The sequence below is a fragment of the Bradyrhizobium sp. JHI2711 genome, assembly GCF_056156565.1.
In genome coordinates this window covers 1-15,250 of sequence record NZ_JBPZPT010000003.1, presented here as the reverse complement: position 1 = coordinate 15,250, position 15,250 = coordinate 1, and the positions used below count along the sequence as shown (strand labels likewise).

General features: G+C 58.2%; 10 protein-coding genes and 1 pseudogene. 9 read left to right on the top strand and 2 right to left on the bottom strand.

The genetic code is table 11. The features are described from left to right. The first annotated feature begins 211 nt into the window (after positions 1-211). From ACTEK7_RS22350 to ACTEK7_RS22320, 7 genes and pseudogenes are all read left to right on the top strand, one after another. On the top strand, positions 212-880 hold the full coding sequence (locus ACTEK7_RS22350; RefSeq protein ID WP_463671667.1) for a pantoate--beta-alanine ligase: 669 nt from the start codon (positions 212-214) through the stop codon (positions 878-880). A gap of 706 nt (positions 881-1,586) precedes the next feature. Beyond that, positions 1,587-4,691 carry an efflux RND transporter permease subunit gene (locus ACTEK7_RS22345; RefSeq protein WP_225128599.1) on the top strand — a complete coding sequence of 1,035 codons (3,105 nt, stop codon included), beginning with the start codon at positions 1,587-1,589 and terminating at the stop codon, positions 4,689-4,691. A gap of 459 nt (positions 4,692-5,150) precedes the next feature. Continuing rightward, on the top strand, positions 5,151-5,339 hold the full coding sequence (locus tag ACTEK7_RS22340; RefSeq protein ID WP_225128598.1) for a hypothetical protein: 189 nt from the start codon (positions 5,151-5,153) through the stop codon (positions 5,337-5,339). Between the two features lie 211 nt (positions 5,340-5,550). Next, positions 5,551-6,311, top strand: a pseudogene (locus ACTEK7_RS22335) (IS5 family transposase). Positions 6,312-6,341: 30 nt separating this feature from the next. After that, positions 6,342-7,250: a sulfite exporter TauE/SafE family protein gene (locus ACTEK7_RS22330; protein ID WP_225128790.1), complete on the top strand. Its 909-nt coding sequence runs from the start codon at positions 6,342-6,344 to the stop codon at positions 7,248-7,250. 7 nt (positions 7,251-7,257) lie between these two features. Then, positions 7,258-7,440 (top strand): hypothetical protein, encoded by a 183-nt coding sequence (locus ACTEK7_RS22325; protein ID WP_225128597.1) that lies wholly within the window; start codon positions 7,258-7,260, stop codon positions 7,438-7,440. Positions 7,441-7,872: 432 nt separating this feature from the next. Beyond that, on the top strand, positions 7,873-8,994 hold the full coding sequence (locus ACTEK7_RS22320) for an MFS transporter (RefSeq protein WP_225128596.1): 1,122 nt from the start codon (positions 7,873-7,875) through the stop codon (positions 8,992-8,994). 272 nt (positions 8,995-9,266) lie between these two features. On the opposite strand, the gene ACTEK7_RS22315 is transcribed toward ACTEK7_RS22320, so the two are convergent. Beyond that, entirely contained in the window at positions 9,267-10,244 is a 978-nt protein-coding gene (locus tag ACTEK7_RS22315; RefSeq protein ID WP_275945323.1) for a GDP-L-fucose synthase family protein, read from the bottom strand. After that, complete coding sequence (gene gmd, locus ACTEK7_RS22310; RefSeq protein ID WP_225128595.1) at positions 10,225-11,310, bottom strand: GDP-mannose 4,6-dehydratase; 1,086 nt, start codon at positions 11,308-11,310, stop codon at positions 10,225-10,227. Before gmd ends, ACTEK7_RS22315 begins: the two co-directional genes overlap by 20 nt. 1,045 nt (positions 11,311-12,355) lie before the next feature. Here gmd and glmS point away from each other — a divergent pair. Next, complete coding sequence (gene glmS / locus ACTEK7_RS22305) at positions 12,356-14,182, top strand: glutamine--fructose-6-phosphate transaminase (isomerizing) (RefSeq protein ID WP_225147790.1); 1,827 nt, start codon at positions 12,356-12,358, stop codon at positions 14,180-14,182. 646 nt (positions 14,183-14,828) lie between these two features. Further along, positions 14,829-15,116 (top strand): transposase, encoded by a 288-nt coding sequence (locus ACTEK7_RS22300; RefSeq protein ID WP_271581332.1) that lies wholly within the window; start codon positions 14,829-14,831, stop codon positions 15,114-15,116. Positions 15,117-15,250 lie beyond the last annotated feature (134 nt).

The window sequence follows — 15,250 nt, the reverse complement described above, 5'->3', positions numbered from 1 at the left end:
ACGTTGAGGCCGCGCTCGACTGCGATCCTGGTTTTGGCAAAGTAAGGCCACTAACTGAGGCCACCTCTTTCATTCAGTAGAAGAGGGCGACGTCGACTTCTGGGCCCGCCGGCATACGAGGATGATGAGCGCGCGCATTTGTCGCGCGGCTATGCGCTCAGTCGGGCCGGCGCCGGGCTGGCTTGATTGAGCCCGGCGATCGAACGTCAGCATCTTCGTCGACCCCACTCAGTTCGGACTGAACGAGGATCTCAGCACCTACACGCCCGACTTCTTGCAGGATGAGGGACTGTGCCGCGACGCCGGTGTTGCCTTCCACTTTGCGCCGGATGCACAGGAAGTTTATCCGAGTCATTTCGAGACCTTAATTGAACCGGGCGACCTCGCCAAAGCTGTGCGGAGCCTTCAGGCCTGGACATTTTCGCGGTGTCGCTACTGTCGTATGTCAGTTGTTGAACATGGTGCAGCCCGACGTGCTGTTTTTTTTGGCCAGAAGGATTTTCAGCCAATGCGCAGTCGTGCGTCGCATGGCGCGGTTGATCTCAATCTCCCAATCGAGATCGTCACCGTACCGACCGCTGCCGAGCAGGATGGGCTCGCGATGAGCAGTCGCAACCAGTATCTCGGCAAGGAAGAACGTCAGCGGGCCCTTGCGTTCAATCGTGGACTCTCCGCCGCGCTCGATGAATTCCGCTCGGGAGAAAGGCCAATTGCGATCGCCAAGGGGCATTTAGAGACAGTTGACCGACTCCAGTATCTTGAACTTGTGGACGGTGCCGCCGACAGTCCACTGCGACGCCCCGCGGAGCTTTGTGCAGCAGCCTACGTTGGATGGACCCGGCTGACCGACAAGGTAATACTGGCGTTGCCAACTCCATAGCGCACTGCGCAGCCAACATTACGCAGCATATTGAGCTGGAAGAAGTGCTCAAGCCAACTGTTCCGACAGACGTGTCGATTGGTGCCAAGGGCGAACTCCGAGCAAAGTTGTTCAGCGAGTTAGCGATGCGGAGAGGGGGGCTTGCGGAATATTGTAGGCCCGAGAATTTTGCCTCTGGCAAGGTCATACTTCGCGGGGCTGCGACCAGCGAGCGTTTCGACAAACCTTGGTATAGTCTTTTGCAGCCCATTCTATATTTCCCACTTACCTTTGTAGAGTTGAGCACCCGTCAGGTCGTTTGTACTTTCGATCTCGAACCCGGATCATTCGATCGACGGGGCGGCGCGAAGCCCGAAGTGACGCCTTGCTAGAAGTCGTTGCGTTCCAATCAGGTGTGAGGACGAATCTTGAGTCTGACCGTTAGCCGGTTGCACGCAAAAAGACTTGGGGGGCTGTGCCTTAAGAAGGTGCCCACTATTCGAGATCGCGATGAGCGATCAGAACAGCGCAACCAACCTTCATTCAAGCGACGAAGATGAAGAAGCGGAGGATCGGGCACGCTATGCTCAGCAACGTGTGATTCCTTAGAGTAGCCGATAACGCTTCCCTCATACTACGGGCTTTAGCGCAGTCGCCGCATTGATGATCATTGCTGTACCGCAATTTGCTGGCGTATTTGCATCCCCCTCTGGAAATGCGAGTCGAGATGGCATTTACCGAGCTTTTCATCAAACGTCCGGTATTGTCTATTGTCGTTAGCCTCCTGATCTTGCTGATCGGCTTTCGGGCGGCGACCGTACTGCCGATCCGGCAATATCCCAAGCTATCTAATACGGTCGTCAATATCACTACTTCCTATCCTGGCGCCTCCGCCGACATGATCCAGGGGTTCATCACGACTCCCCTGGAGCAGGCCGTCGCTTCCGCCGAGGGCGTCGACTACATCAGCTCCTCATCGGTGCTCGGTACCTCGACGATCCAAGTCTACATCAAGCTGAATTTTGATCCCAACGAGGCGCTCACCGAGGTGCTCTCCAAGGTCAACTCAGTGAAATATTTGATCCCAAAGGAATCAAACGATCCGGTCATCACCAAATCGACCGGTCAAACAACCGCTGTCATGTATATCGCGTTCTCCAGCGAGGAATTGACGGCAAGCGCGATCTCCGACTACCTCTCGCGCGTCGTGCAACCCGTTATGGCAACCGTGGATGGCGTCGCAGCGGCGGACATCCTGGGCGGTCAGAGTTTTGCGATGCGGCTATGGCTCGATCCTGCGAAAATGGCTGGGCACGGCGTGTCGCCGGCCGAGGTTTCGGCTGCAATCGCCGCCAACAACTTCCAGGCCGCGGCTGGCCAGGCCAAGGGCTATTTCACTATCTCCGATGTCACGGCAAATACGGATCTGCGGAGTGTGGATGATTTCAAGCGGATGATCGTCAAAGCCAACGACGGTGGCTTTGTGCGCATGGAAGACATTGCGGTAGTCGAGCTTGCCGCGCAGACGGCAGACACTAGCGTCGCGATGAACGGCGAGCACGCGGTCTTCATCGGCGTGCAGGCGAGCCCGCAAGGCAATCCGCTAAACATAGTGCGAGGCGTTCGAGGGCTGTTTCCAGAAATGGAGCGTAACCTGCCGCCGTCGCTGACGATGAAAGTGGCCTACGACTCCACCCAGTTTATTCAATCATCGATCGATGAAGTGGAGAAGACGCTCATTGAGGCTGTCGTGGTCGTGGTGATCGTGATCTTTCTGTTCCTGGCCTCACTGCGGTCGGTCATCATTCCTGTGGTCACTATTCCGTTGTCGCTCGTGGGTGTCTGCAGCATGATGCTCGCGCTGGGGTTTTCATTCAATCTCCTGACTCTCCTTGCGATGGTTCTCGCGATCGGTCTCGTGGTCGACGACGCGATCGTGGTGGTGGAGAACATTCATCGCCATTTAGAAGAAGGTGCGACGCCCCTACTGGCTGCTACAAGGGGCGCGCGCGAGATCGTCGGTCCCGTTATCTCCATGACGATCACCTTGGCTGCGGTATATGCGCCGATTGGGTTTCTCGGCGGCCTCACCGGTGCGCTGTTCCGCGAATTCGCGTTTACGCTGGCGGGAGCTGTGATCGTGTCGGGCGTGATCGCGTTGACGCTGTCGCCCATGATGTGCTCGCTCTTCCTGAGGCGCGCCGAGGGGGGCCGATTTGCAAGGCTTGTGAACCGCGGGTTCGGCGCCATAACACGATGGTACGGCCGCAAGCTCGACCGCTCGCTCGAATATCGCCCAATTACCGGGCTATTTGCGCTGACCATGTTAGGCCTTGTCGGTTTTCTCTACATGAATATTTCCAAGGAGCTCGCGCCGGAGGAGGATCAAGGTATCGTATTCGCGCTAACGAAGGCGCCCAAATACGCCAATATCGACTACCTCGACTATTACGGCGCCAAACTTGAAAACGCGTTCAAGAAATTTCCAGAGAGTGACTTGAGCTTCGTGCTCAATGGCATCAGTGGCCAGCAGAGTGGCATGGCCGGCATGTTGCTCAAGCCGTGGGACGAGCGCAAGCGATCATCGATTGTACTAAAATCCCTCGTTCAAGCCGAGCTGTCCAAAATCGAAGGTATTAACGCGTTTGCCTTTAGCTTGCCTCCGCTTCCGGGCGGTTCGGGTGGCCTACCAGTGCAGATGGTGATTAATTCGACGGTTGGCTTCCAATCCGTTTACGAGCAGATGTCCAAGCTGAAGGATGTCGCGCGCAAGAGCGGTCTGTTCATGGTGAGCGACTCCGACCTCGAGTTCAACCAGCCGGTGGTGCGAATCAAGGTTGATCGGTCTAAGGCCAACGAGCTTGGCATCACCATGCAGACTATCGGTAGCGCGCTCGCCACCTTACTTGGCGGAAACTACGTCAATCGCTTCAATTTGCAGGGCCGTTCCTACCAGGTGATCCCGCAGGTCCCACGTCAGGAGCGCCTGGCGACGCAAGCAATCGGGAGCTATTATGTGAAGACTGCGACGGGCTCGATGCTCCCGCTGTCTACTGTAGTCTCCATCGAGACTGCGACCGATCCGAACGCTCTCACCCACTACAATCAGCTCAACTGCGCGACCTTTCAGGCCGTGCCGATGCCTGGCGTCACGATCGGTCAGGCTGTGGACTTCCTGGAAGCCGAGGCAAAGAAACTGCCCGCAGGCTTCAGCCACGATTTTCTGGCCGACGCCCGCCAATACGTATACGAGGGTAACCAACTGGCGATTACCTTTGCATTTGCAATCATCATCATATTCTTGGTGCTTGCGGCGCAGTTTGAAAGTCTGCGCGATCCTTTCATCATCATGATCAGCGTACCGATGGCAATCGTGGGCGCCTTGATCCCGCCATTTTTTGGCTGGGCAACTATGAACATCTACACCCAGGTCGGACTGTTGACACTGGTGGGGTTGATTTCCAAGCACGGCATCCTGATGGTTGGGTTCGCCAATGAGCTGCAGCTCAAGGAGAGACTTGACCGTCGCTCGGCTATAGAGATGGCGGCGCGCGTCCGACTGCGTCCAATCTTGATGACTACGGCGGCAATGGTCACGGGCTTCATACCCTTGTTGACTGCAACGGGAGCTGGCGCCGCGAGCCGCTTCTCGATTGGGCTCGTGCTCGTCGCTGGCATGACTGTCGGCACGCTGTTCACGCTTTTCGTGCTGCCGGCGGTCTATGTCGTGTTCGCGTCGGACCACCGCGCCGACGCGAGCTCCGGCCGCGCGAAGAACGCCGCCGAGTTCGGCCTCACCGGCGCTGCTGATCCCCAGCTGGCCAAGCAATGACGATAAATTCAATCCAGGTTCGCTCAGTGTCAAGCGAGGGAGCCTGCGATCGCTTCACGCTCCGTTACGCATTGAGATCTTCACGCCCGTGGTGCCGAGCTTGGCGGCTATCGGGGGCTCGGAAGAACACATCGGTGATCCCCGGCTGCTCCGCTAAGGTGAATTTCACCGTACATTTCAAGGCAGCGGAATGCCCAAGCTCGACATCGCCGGGGGAGAAGGGAATTGATCCTCGCTGACAAAAGGCGCGTTGCTATTTATCCCAGGGCTCTTGAAGGAGAATTGTTTGCTTCCGTCTAACCGCGTTGCGTTGCTAGCCGAAAAATGATGGCGCTGAACCGCTTAGGGGTCGACACGCGCCGTGGGAACGGCCCGTATCCATGGCCGACGCACTTACCGCTTTCGATACGAGGACCATTGATCGACAAGCCGAGAAACAAGCCGACGCGTTTTGGCTGAATGATCGTTGCCGGGTATCGGGAAGTGCAGCACAGCTTGCGTTGCACGATCGAAAGTCGAGAACAAGAGCAACTGCTGAACGCAAAAACGGCCGCTGCCATTGTGAAGAAGGGCGGAGCTGCTAAGCGAATGTTCAGCATCTGCCGCAACCCGATGACCAATGGCCGCGCTGGCTCCCCCGACGTGTGACCCGACCCTCTGGAGTGGGAAAATTAAGGAAATGCCTGAGTTTGATGCTGCTATCTGGTTTCTGGCCGCAACGACGTGTTTTGCTGCCTTTGTAAATGGAGCCATTGGCTACGGCTTTTCGTCGCTCACTGTACCCTTTGCGCTAGGGTCTGTACCTAATTAGCGAACTCTGATTCCCTCGCAGCGGGTTGATTCCACGCGGGGGACTTCGATGCGCAAAGGACTGTTCTGGCTCAACGACAAGCAATGGACTCTGATAGAGCCGCATCTGCCAACGAACCAGACCGGACCGGTGCGCGATGACGATCGACGCGTCATCAGCGGTATCATTCACATGCTTCAGTGCGGCGCACGCTGGCGCGATTGACCGCCCGACTATGGTCCGTACACGACGATCTACAATCGTTTCAATCGCTGGGCCAAGCGCGGACATTTGCGGGCGATCTTTGAAGCGCTCGCCCGCTGCGGCAAAGACGGCGTGACTTTGTCCATCGACTCCACCACGATCAAAGCGCATCGCTCGGCGAGCGGCGGAAAAGGGGGGAGCATGAACAAGCGATCGGCCGCTCGCGCGGCGGGCGGACCACGAAAATCCACGCGCTGAGCGACCCTGACTGCAGACCTTGCGCATTTCATCTCACTCCAGGCCAGGACGCTGATATTGCCGCAGCGCCAGCCCTTTTGGAACTCGCGAAACCCATGTCTGCCCTCATTGGCGACAAAGGGTACGACGGCGACGGCTTTCGAGCCGAAATCGTCGATCGTGGTGCCAAGCCCGTCATCCCAAACAAATCCAACAGGGTCACTCTCCACAGCTTCAGCAAACGCGCCTACAAGGGGCGCAACGTCATCGAGCGCTGTTTCTGCCGCCTCAAGGATTTCAGGCGTGTCGCAACTCGCTACGACAAACTAGCCAGGAACTTCTTGGCTGCCATCCATCTCGCCGCCATCGTTGCCTATTGGATCAATTGAGTCCGAGCCCTAGTTTTCTACACCAATCGCATTCTCAACCCCGCCATTGTCATCATCGAGGTCTTCGTCAACGTTTACGTCCTCCTCATCAATCTGAAGGGCGTGCGGGTGGTTTGGAGACGAGTGTTTCCCATCTTGCTCGGGCTCTTGCCGGGCGTTGCGCTCGGCGGCTATGCCTTGACCTCGCTTCAGCCGGGCTGGATCAAATTCGCCACCTACACGATCATTCTGCCCCTGATCCTGCTGCAAGCTGCGGGTTGGCGCCGCCCTATCGGAGCAAGCTGGCTGATCGGCCTGCCATTCGGGTGGATGCTGGGCGTTCTCTATTCGCTGACGACAATCTCCGGGCCTCCCATAGCGATGCTGTTTAACAACCAGGGCTTGGTCAAACACGAATTTCGCGCCGGCCTAGCGCTGGTTCGCGTGGTGGAATCGAGCGTTACCGCCTTCGTCTACTATCAGCTCGGCTTGTTCATTTACGAAAGCGGCAGCTTGCTCTATGTTTTTGTACCGAGTGTCCTGCTTGGCGTCCCGCTGGGGTCCTACGTCATTCGCCGGCTTGATGCGGAGATATTCCGACGCATCTGTATGAGCTTTGATGCTTGGATCGTGGGCTTCGGCTTGTCACGGGTGCTGATTGAGCTCGATCTAGTGCAGAGCGCCTGGGCTTATAGCGTGATGGCGGCGGCGATACTGATCGATCTCTCCCTGCTATACTTGTTCTTTACAACGCACAATCCAAATCTCATCTCGGCGAACTGCGGATATAAGCACCTGAACGATGCCGGCGGGCAACTCGGTATCGAATGCGCGCGCGTCCTGGACCTGATCGACGCCGCCCTCTTCGGCGGCGATGATGATGGCTTGCAAATCTGGTTGATTGCTCCAGACGGCCCAGCCCACCGCCGCCGGGAACCCGGGATCACAGGACAGCCCTGATGCCGCCATGCTACTCGAAATGGCTGTTGCCGGCGGCGACACGCTGGCCCAGAACAAACGAACTGAGGCCCAATGGCTGCGCGGGAACCATCTGGCGGCCGGAAACCAGGGACGAACGAATGTCAAAACCATCGGGGCCGACATTAACCGCTTGCGCGTGGTAGCGGAGCTCGTTGTAGTGATCTCTTGAGACAGCGCCGCCACTCGTGATGAGAGCTTCCGATTGTGCAAAGTTGTCGGAAAAAGGACGGCCGTGTTAGCGCCAACTGCATAGAGGCCTGGGGCGCCGTCGGCTTTGTAGGCGTTGCGACAAGCATGCTGAGCGTTGCGATTTGGCTGTCGCAGACCAGCAAAAATCATTGCCCTCGTGTGGCCAGCTCATCCGGGAGAGATTGGCCGAAACACCGCCATCCCCAGGGGCTCGACGATCACCCCTACTTGTCGCTCTGCGTGTGACGCAGTTCAGCATTTGTGACGGCATCGCATTTGCAGGGATGAAGAACGTCAACTTGAGGCCATCATCGTCGAGCCGCGCGTCGCTTGCAGGCGACGCACGCAGGATGAGGGGCGCCGCGCCCGCGAGTCCGTTCTCTCAGGAGCGTCCGTGATACCATGTGCCAATTTGTCTGCCGGCCTGCTTGGGACACGCCTGACATTTTTTGTGGCCGGATTCGGCCTCGCGGCCTGGGCGCCTTTGGTGCCACTCGCCAAGGAGCGGCTCGCGGCGGATGACCGCATGCTTGGTCTACTGCTGCTCTGTCTCGGAACGGGATCTGTCGTCGCGATGCTTTTGACCAGCGTGTTGAACTCGCGGTACGGCAGCAAGCCCATTATCCTCGCGGGTGGACTTGGACTCGCGATCATCCTGCCGTGCCTTGCAATTTCCGACACACCTGTAAGGCTCGGTGCCACGCTATTTGCTTTCGGCGTTTCACTCGGCTCGATCGATGTAGCAATGAACATCCACGCGATTGAACTGGAGCGCGCCACGGGCCGTCTATTGATGTCCGGCTTCCACGCTCGGTACAGCATTGGGGAAGTCACCGGCTCTGCCGCGGTCACCTTGTTAGTCTCCCTGCAGTGTGGCTCGCTTCTCTCGACGTTGGTCTGTTCGGCGTTAGTAGCGATCGCGATTGTGACGGCCTGGCCGAGGTTGCTGGCGACGGGTTCGAGACAGCAGGGGCCATTATTTGTCTTGCCCCACCGCAGTGTGTTGCTCATAGCGGTGCTCGCGGGTATCACCTTTCTTGTAGAAGGTGCAATGCTCGATTGGAGCGCTTTGCTTCTCGTTGAACGAGATCTTCTCGCGGAGGCGCACGGGGGCATTGGTTATATGCTCTTCTCAATCGCCATGGCCGCAGGGCGTCTCAGCGGAGATGCCGTGGTGGCGCGAATCGGCGACCGTGCCACATTGATGCTCGGGACTGTACTAATGGTAACAGGCTTTTTGGCCGTGGTAGCCGCGCCCGTTGCGTTGATTGCTATGGCAGGGTTCCTGCTTATCGGATTGGGTATTTCAAATGTTGTACCCGTACTGTGTCGACGCGCCGGCAAACAGAACGTGATGCCAGCAGGCATAGCGATAGCGGTCATCACGACCGGCGGCTACGCGGGTATACTCGTCGGGCCGGCCGGCATCGGGCTCATCTCACACATATTTGGCTTGCCAATGGCGTTCGGGATGTTAGGCGCGCTCATGTCCATCGTGATGCTGTCGGCGAGGATGATGACCGACCATCGCTAAGGCATTGGTCAAGAGGAAGGGAGCGCCGGTTCGCTCCGGCTAGTGATCGCCCGTCGGCGGTTGAGATTTAGAGTCGATGAGCTCTCAACTGCTGGCAGCACGTCTCGATCTGATCTTTCCTTTCCTGCAAGTCGGCAGGGGTTCTTGGCGGCGAACTGAGGGCAGCTGTTGACAATGAACGTTCGTCAACTTGCGAAGCAAGATTGATCGTTACGTGAGCGGCGAGTCTGCTAGGACGGACGTTCACCGCCGGGCGATCGTGGTATCGCCCCTTATCCGGGAACAAGCGAATCACTCTGGTGCCGTCCGTCGCTGTCAGCCCGATACGCCCGATATGCCAGCTGAATGCCATCCTTTAGCGAAGTCGTGGCGCGCCAGCCGAGCCCAGACAGCCGACGCACGTCGAGCAGCTTGCGTGGCGTGCCGTCCGGGCGCGACGTATCGAAGCTGATCTCACCGCGAAAACCGACGGCGGCCGCGATCATGAGTGCGAAGTCGGCGATGCTGATGTCCTCGCCGCTACCGATATTGACCAGTTCCGACGAGGAATAGGTCTTCATCAGATGGATGCAGGCATCGGCGAGATCATCGACATAGAGGAATTCGCGGCGCGGCGTGCCGGTGCCCCACACCACGACGTTGCGGCTGCCCGAAATCTTGGCCTCGTGGAAGCGGCGGATCAGCGCGGCGACGACGTGGCTGTATTCGGGGTGATAATTGTCCCCGGGGCCGTAGAGATTAGTCGGCATCACGCTGATGAAATCGGCGCCGTACTGGCTGCGATAGGCCTCGGCCATCTTGAGGCCGGCGATTTTGGCGATGGCATAGGGTTCGTTGGTCGGTTCCAGCGGGCCGGTCAATAACGAATCCTCTCGCAGCGGCTGAGGCGCCAAGCGCGGATAGATGCAGGAGGAGCCGAAGAACATCAGCTTCTCGCACCCATTGGCATGCGCCGCCTGGATGACGTTGCTCGATATCGCCAGATTGTCGTGCAGAAACTCGGCGCGCAGCGTGTTGTTAGCGACGATGCCGCCGACCTTCGCGGCGGCGAGGAACACGGCTTGCGGCCGCTTCGCGGCAAACCAGGCGTTCACCGCGGCCTGGTCGCGCAAGTCGAGCTCGCTGCGCGGCACCGTCAAGAGATCGGCCTGTTCGCGTGCTAGCCGGCGCATCAGCGCCGCGCCGACCATGCCGCGATGGCCCGCAACGAAAACCGTCTTACCCTTCAGTTCAAACGACGTGCTTGCCATTGGTCGCATCCTGCTTGGCTTCAACGAGATCGCTGGCGACCATTTCCTTCACCAGTCGCGAGAACGGCGTCTTCGGAGCCCAGCCGAGCTTGGCGCGCGCCTTGCTGGCGTCACCGATCAGGAGATCAACCTCGGTCGGACGGAAATAGGTCGGATCGATCTGCACCAGGGTCTTGCCCGAGGCCTTGTCCACGCCGACCTCCTCGACGCCCCTGCCGCGCCATTCGATGCTGCGCCCGACCTCGGCAAACGCCACCTCGACGAACTCGCGGACCGACCGCGTCTCGCCGGTCGCCAGCACGAAGTCGCCGGGCTCGTCGACCTGCAGGATCCTGTGCATGCCATCGACATAGTCGCGGGCATGGCCCCAGTCGCGCTTGGCGTCGAGATTGCCGAGATAGAGCGTGTTCTCGAGGCCGACCTCGATGCGGGCGACGGCGCGGGTGATCTTGCGCGACACGAACGTCTCGCCGCGGGTCGGGCTCTCATGGTTGAAAAGGATGCCGTTGCTGGCGAAAATGCCATAGGCCTCACGGTAGTTCACCGTGATCCAATAGCCATAAAGCTTGGCGACGCCATAGGGCGAGCGCGGATAGAATGGCGTGGTTTCCTTCTGCGGCACCTCTTGCACGAGCCCGTAAAGCTCCGAGGTCGAGGCCTGGTAGAACCGCGTCTCCTTTTCCATGCCGAGGATGCGGATCGCTTCCAAAAGGCGCAGAACGCCGATTGCGTCGGCGTTGGCGGTGTATTCCGGGCTCTCGAAACTGACATGGACGTGGCTCTGGGCGGCCAGGTTATAGATCTCGGTCGGCCGGATCTGCTGCACCAGCCGGATCAGATTGGTCGAATCCGTCATGTCGCCATAGTGCATCAGGAACGGCACGCTGCCGGCATGCGGATCCTGGTAGAGATGATCGACGCGCGCGGTGTTGAACGAGGACGATCGGCGCTTGATCCCGTGCACGTGGTAGCCGAGACCGAGCAAATACTCGGCGAGATATGCTCCGTCCTGCCCGGTGACGCCGGTGATCAGCGCAACGCGTCGCTTTGAGTCCTGAACCGTCATGGTCTCTCGTAGTTTCGCCGGAAAGAAAAGCCCTGTGAAACGCTATTGGAAGCCGTTTCTCGTGAAGTCTAGACGGCGCAAGCCCGCTCCACCCGCAGTTTGAGGAAAGCGATCGTTATGTCCAGTCATACACATCAGCTAGGAAAGCACACTATATACATTGTTTTAAATCGGACTGGATTGTGTGAACGCATTGATCTCCAAAACATCAAAGTCAATTAACGCTCGCATCCTGGCTTATATCTCTGACGATCCTAAGTAGGCGAGATGCATGCGATCGCGGTTGCGAGCGCAAGGGCGCGCTTGTCCGGGCTATATCTCCAACGAGATAGAAGCTGACCATCTGTGTTCCTATCTAACCTCAGGCGCAAGTACGCATACGCGTGGTCTCGTCACGGCTTGCGAGAGCGACGAGCTGGAGCCGCAGTCATCGATGCATTTCGCCCGATGACGGGATGCAAGCAAGCGTACAGTCAAGCTTGCACGCCAATTCGTAGTCAAGAAAGCCCCCCTACCGTTAACTTCCGGACAGAACACCCGGTCTTCGCGGTCGATTCATCGCCCGTGATCAGCGCTGTTGCCAATGTCAAGCTCGCGGCAGGCAGTGGAGCGGCCGACACAAGACAAGATGAGAAAGAGTAGTAAACGTTGGTATAGATGCTCCAACGTTTCGATATCGAAAGTTTACGCTCGTACAATAGAGCTTCGCTGCCAATCGTCTAGTCTCGATGAGCGTAACTTGCCTTCGTACGAGTATGATGGGCCTCCTAAATCCAAGCCGGCAAAATGTTTCAGGTAGAACAGAACAATTCAAGCTAGAGCTGCTGCGCAGTTTGTACTCGATCGGCAGCCAAAAGCGGAATGTAGTCGGCCGAAGCGATGATGGCTAAAGGAGGTCTAACTCACGCTTGCGAATGCGGCGGCGATACAGGCGGCCGCGAAAAAGCCCGAACTTGACGCCTGTTACCATCGTGCAGGCGATTTCATGATCGGATTCCTGTAGGCGGGACCTCGGGCCCCTTGAACTTGGGCTGCATTGATCGATATGTGTGGAATTGTTGGCATTTTGGGGCGTGGTCCGGTCGTTGGCCAGTTGGTCGCGTCGCTCAAGCGATTGGAATATCGTGGCTATGACTCCGCAGGCCTCGCGACTCTCGAAGGTCTCCGTATCGAACGCCGGCGCGCTGAAGGTAAGCTGAGAAACCTTGAAGAGCAGCTGCGCTATTATCCGCCGTTGGGTCATATCGGCATCGGTCATACCCGCTGGGCGACTCATGGAAAGCCGACCGAGAGCAATGCTCACCCGCATGCGACAGAAAATGTCGCGGTCGTTCATAACGGGATCATTGAGAATTTCCGCGAGCTGCGAGCCGAACTGGAGCGGAATGGAGCCCACTTTAACTCAGAGACAGACACGGAGGTGGTGGCGCATCTCGTCGAATCTTATCTCAACAGGGGCTACTCGCCGCGGGATGCGGTACAAGCGTCACTGCCACGGCTGCGCGGTGCCTTCGCGCTGGCATTCCTTTTCAAAGCCCACGATGATCTTTTGATCGGTGCGCGTAAGGGGTCGCCCCTTGCGATCGGACATGGTATCGGCGAAGTGTATCTAGGATCGGACGCGATTGCGCTCGCGCCTTTGACCGACACCATCACCTATCTTGAAGACGGCGACTGGGCCGTGCTTACCCGCACGATGTGCGTGATTTATAGCGCAGACGGATCTGTCGTCCAGCGGGAAACATCAAAGTCTGGCGTATCGTCACTCCTTGTGGACAAAGCGAATTATCGCCACTTCATGGCCAAGGAAATCCACGAGCAGCCGACAGTGGCCGGCAAGACATTGGCGCATTATCTCGACATGGCGGCCGAGCGCGTCGCCCTGCCGGTCACATTGCCGTTCGACTTTAAATCCGTTCAGCGCATCTCAATTACCGCGTGCGGGACTGCAGGCTATGCCGGGCACATCGCCAAATACTGGTTCGAGCGGCTGGCGCGCTTGCCTGTCGAGATCGATGTAGCGTCCGAGTTCCGCTATAGGGAGGCGCCTTTGCGCCGGGGCGATCTCGCGATCGTCATCTCGCAATCGGGCGAAACCGCTGACACGCTAGCTGCACTGCGATACGCCAAGGACCAGGGCGTGCACACGATATCTGTGGTCAACGTCGCGACGTCGACGATTGCGCGCGAGAGCGAATCCGTTCTGCCGACGCTGGCGGGGCCGGAAATCGGCGTCGCCTCCACCAAGGCATTTATCTGCCAGCTGATGGTATTGGCGGCGCTTGCCGTCGCAGCAGGCAAAGAGCGCGGTAAACTGTCTGAGATCGATGAAACGAGGCTCGTGCGTGAGCTTATCGAAGTGCCGCGGTTGATTGCTGCGGCGCTGTTGATCGAGCCGCAGATCGAGAAGCTCGCGCGTTATATCGCCGATTCAAGGGACGTGCTCTATCTCGGTCGTGGCACATCGGCTCCCTTGGCGTTCGAGGGCGCACTCAAGCTGAAGGAAATTGCTTATATCCACTCAGAAGGTTATGCCGCCGGCGAGCTCAAGCACGGACCGATCGCACTGATCGATGAGGCCGTGCCTGTGGTGGTGATCGCACCTTATGACGATGTCTTCGAGAAGACCGTCTCGAATATGCAAGAAGTTGCGGCTCGGGGCGGCAAGATCATCCTGATCACCGATTCGAAGGGTTCTTTGGAACCGACGGTGGACACACTCATGACCATTGTGCTGCCTGAGATGGTCGCACGCTTTACGCCGATGGTCTATGCCATTCCGGTACAACTCTTGGCTTACCATACCGCTCTCGTAAGGGGCGCGGACGTGGATCAGCCGCGTAATCTAGCAAAATCGGTGACTGTGGAATGAGGCTACAGTGTTATGTCGGTCCTTGAGGCCACGAATCGCCTGGGCGAGCTCAGAAAGAGAACGATCCCGGTATCACAGGTCAATCATAGACCGATCCAGCTCGATGAGCAGCAGTCAGCCCTGCTTGCGTCATCATCGTCTACCGACTAACGTCCTGGGAGCGAGCGTTACCTTCCTCTTGTTCGAGCCGAACGGTCGATAACAAGTGGAAATTCCGGATAATTGGAAGATCGAAGTCGGCTCTCGGTTACCAGCCCGCGATCTGCTTTGCAGGGCCAAATCAGCCTGAAGCCACAAAAGATACTCTCTAACTCATCCTCCCACCTCGCCGATGTCGACGAACAAGTCGCTGCACAACAGCTTCGGGCCGCTCCGTCGCAGCTTATTCACTGGCGGCGCATACGCGCGACAACTTACTTTTCCCGATTGCCAGCATCCGAGCGATGTCGGGCACGTCGAGCATGCACTTCGATTGCTCAGGATTAGCAGTCCAGTTTGTCCCTTCGATCGCGCGTGGCAGGGGTTCACGCAATCCGGTTGGGCCACACGCGCCACCGCGGCTCTCCGACCTGTGAAGTGGCCCCCGGATTTGGGACCGGAAGCCTAGTTGGAATGTAGCCGTTCCGTTTGGTAAACGGAGCGGACGATGACGAAGAAGACGAGACGGAAGATCGACGCGGCGCTGAAGGCGAAGATCGCTTTGGAGGCGCTGCGTGAACAGGTGAGCGTGGCCGATCTGGCGCAGCGCTACGAGGTGCATCCCAACCAGATTTATTCCTGGAAGAAGCAACTGCTGGATCAGGCGGCCAGAGCTTTTGATCCCGCTGGGGAGGCGGCGGACGTTGGTCGCGACCGTGAGATCGAGAAGCTGCATGCCAAGATCGGGCAGTTGGTCGTGGAGCGGGATTTTTTAGCGAAGAGGTCCGGAAGATGAGCGTCCCGGACCGCAGGGCGAAGCTCGACCGCGCGCATGGCGTGCTGTCGATCCGCCACCAGTGCCGGCTGCTCGGGCTGTCGCGCTCGGGCGTTTACCGAACGCCGCAGCCGGCCAATGACGACGATCTGACG

Coding starts and splice junctions, on each gene's coding strand:
- ACTEK7_RS22345 (WP_225128599.1), top strand. CDS start 1,587: ATGGCATTTACCGAGCTTTTCATCAAACGTCCGGTATTGTCTATTGTC.
- ACTEK7_RS22340 (WP_225128598.1), top strand. CDS start 5,151: ATGATCGTTGCCGGGTATCGGGAAGTGCAGCACAGCTTGCGTTGCACG.
- ACTEK7_RS22325 (WP_225128597.1), top strand. CDS start 7,258: ATGCTACTCGAAATGGCTGTTGCCGGCGGCGACACGCTGGCCCAGAAC.
- ACTEK7_RS22315 (WP_275945323.1), bottom strand. CDS start 10,244: ATGGCAAGCACGTCGTTTGAACTGAAGGGTAAGACGGTTTTCGTTGCG.
- gmd (WP_225128595.1), bottom strand. CDS start 11,310: ATGACGGTTCAGGACTCAAAGCGACGCGTTGCGCTGATCACCGGCGTC.
- glmS (WP_225147790.1), top strand. CDS start 12,356: ATGTGTGGAATTGTTGGCATTTTGGGGCGTGGTCCGGTCGTTGGCCAG.
- ACTEK7_RS22300 (WP_271581332.1), top strand. CDS start 14,829: ATGACGAAGAAGACGAGACGGAAGATCGACGCGGCGCTGAAGGCGAAG.